The following is a 2,587-nucleotide window of genomic DNA, read 5'->3' as shown; positions in this document are numbered from 1 at the left end:
GCGGCGGGCGGCGCGATCAGACTTCCAGCGAGGCCAGGTCGCCCTTGTTCTCCAGCCACTGCTTGCGGTCGCCCGCGCGCTTCTTGGCCAGCAGCATGTCCATCAGCGAATGGGTCTGTTCGCCATCGTCGATGGTCAGCTGCACCAGGCGGCGCGTGTCGGGGTGGATGGTCGACTCACGCAGCTGCGGCGGGTTCATTTCGCCCAGGCCCTTGAAGCGGGTCACGCTGACCGTGCCCTTGATCTTCTCGCGCTCGATCTTGTCCAGCATGGTGCGCTTCTCTTCTTCATCCAGCGCGTAGAACACCTGCTTGCCCACGTCGATACGGAACAGCGGCGGCATCGCCACGAACACGTGGCCGGCATCGACCAGCGCCGGGAAGTGCTTCAGGAACAGGGCGGTCAGCAGCGTGGCGATGTGCAGGCCGTCGGAGTCGGCGTCGGCCAGGATCACCACCTTGCCGTAGCGCAGCCCGCTGATGTCGTCCTTGCCCGGGTCGCAGCCGATCGCGATGGCCAGGTTGTGCACTTCTTCAGAGGCCAGCACGCTGCCCGAGGACACTTCCCAGGTGTTCAGGATCTTGCCGCGCAGCGGCATGATGGCCTGGAAGTCCTTGTCGCGCGCCTGCTTGGCACTGCCGCCGGCCGAATCGCCCTCCACCAGGAACAGCTCGGTGCGCGACAGGTCCTGGCTGATGCAGTCGGCCAGCTTGCCGGGCAGGGCAGGGCCCTGGGTGACCTTCTTGCGGGTCACCAGCTTTTCGGTCTTCAGGCGCGCGCTGGCGCGTTCGATGGCCAGCTGGGCAATCTTCTCGCCCATCTCCACGTTCTGGTTCAGCAGCAGGCTGAAGGCGTCGTGCGCGGCACCCTCGACGAACCCGGCGGCCTGGCGCGAGGACAGGCGCTCCTTGGTCTGGCCGCTGAACTGCGGGTCGGTCATCTTCAGCGACAGCACGAACGACACCCGGTCCCACACGTCTTCCGGGGCCAGCTTGACCCCGCGCGGCAGCAGGTTGCGGAAGTCGCAGAACTCGCGCAGCGCCTCGGTCAGGCCGGTGCGCAGGCCATTGGCATGGGTGCCGTGCTGGGCGGTCGGAATCAGGTTGACGTAGCTTTCCTGGACCAGCTCGCCCTCGGGGATCCAGGCCAGGGCCCAGTCCACGATCTCGTTTTCTTTCTTCAGGTGGCCCACGAACAGGTCCGCCGGCAGCATCTCGCGCTCGCCCAGCTCGGCCTTGAGGTAATCGCTCAGGCCGTCTTCGTAGTACCAGGTGTCCTGCTCGTCGGTGGCTTCGTCGCGCAGCTTCACGGTCAGGCCCGGGCACAGCACGGCCTTGGCGCGCAGCAGGTGGCGCAGCGCGCGCAGGTTGTACTTGGGCGTATCGAAGTACTTCGGGTCGGCCCAGAAGCGCACGCGGGTGCCGGTGTTCTTCTTGCCGACGCTGCCGACCACTTCCAGCGGGGTGGCGCGGTCGCCATTGCGGAAGGTGATGCGGTGCTCGCTGCCATCGCGCTTGATGTGCACCTCGACCAGGGTCGACAGCGCATTGACCACGCTGACGCCCACGCCGTGCAGGCCGCCGGAGAAGGTGTAGTTCTTGTTGTTGAACTTGCCGCCCGCATGCAGGCGGGTCAGGATCAGCTCGACGCCCGGGATCTTCTCCTCGGGGTGGATGTCCACCGGCATGCCGCGGCCGTCATCGCTGACCTCGCAGCTGCCGTCCTTGTACAGGGTGACCTCGACCGTACGGGCATGCCCGGCCAGGGCCTCATCGACGGCGTTGTCGATGACTTCCTGCGCCAGGTGGTTCGGGCGCGCGGTGTCGGTGTACATGCCGGGGCGGCGCTTGACCGGGTCCAGGCCGGACAGGACTTCAATATCGGCGGCGTTATAACGGGCGTTCATCTGTTTTCATATAGCGCAAAGCGACGGCGAAGTTTGCGGTCTGGACGGTTTTTTTGCACGCCGCACGTTCAGGGGGCGGCCGACCAGGGTTGGATACACTGTGCGTGGTGGAAACCGTACCCGGCGACCCCATCCCAAGCCGATACCGCGAGGAGTGACCCATGAAGAAGTTGCTGACCATCGTTGCCATTGCCGCCGCCGTCGTGGCCGTGCCGCTGGCCATGGCCCAGAACGCCGGACAGGGCCAGCCCACGCCGCAGCAGGGCGAACAGGCCGACAAGGCCCAGTCCGAGGCGGACGCCAAAGCCAAGCGCCGGGCCCAGGCCACGGCCGAAATGAAGGCCAGGGGCGAGCAGGCCCCGCAGAAGGAAGAAGAGGAAGAGGCCAAAAAGAAGCGCTGAGCCTCCTTCTGCTGCCATGGGCGCCCCGGCCTTGCCGGGGCGCCTTTTTTTGTGGGGACCGCAATCCAGTGCTTGGGCTTGCGGCCTTCAATCTGTAAACTAGCGCTTTCCGGGAGCAGTGCGTGTCATCCATCAGCGAATGGACTGGCCTGATCGTGCGCGATCGCCAGCAGGGTAGGCAGGAGGTGACGGTCCCAACGGCGACCGGCACGGCCACCCCGACCTCGCCGACCGGTCCCCGCGCTGCCCCCCCGATCCCATCCCCGGCGCGTGTGTCCAC

The 2,587-nt window shown here is 66.4% G+C and carries 2 protein-coding genes; one reads left to right on the top strand and one right to left on the bottom strand.

Going from position 1 to position 2,587, the window contains the following annotated elements; genetic code table 11:
- Positions 1-16: 16 nt before the first annotated feature.
- Positions 17-1,906 carry a DNA topoisomerase IV subunit B gene (gene parE / locus DBR34_RS10090; protein ID WP_128096691.1) on the bottom strand — a complete coding sequence of 630 codons (1,890 nt, stop codon included), beginning with the start codon at positions 1,904-1,906 and terminating at the stop codon, positions 17-19.
- Between the two features lie 161 nt (positions 1,907-2,067).
- Between parE and DBR34_RS10085 the strand changes: the two genes are divergently transcribed.
- Positions 2,068-2,307, top strand: a complete 240-nt coding sequence (locus DBR34_RS10085; RefSeq protein ID WP_128096690.1) for a hypothetical protein — start codon at positions 2,068-2,070, stop codon at positions 2,305-2,307.
- The last annotated feature ends 280 nt before the right edge of the window (positions 2,308-2,587 follow it).

Source organism: Stenotrophomonas sp. HMWF003 (genome assembly GCF_003061285.1).
In the GTDB taxonomy this organism is placed as follows: Bacteria; Pseudomonadota; Gammaproteobacteria; order Xanthomonadales; family Xanthomonadaceae; genus Stenotrophomonas; species Stenotrophomonas maltophilia_AP.
Note: the sequence above shows the minus strand (reverse complement) of the source record. Positions and strands in the feature narration are given on the sequence as shown.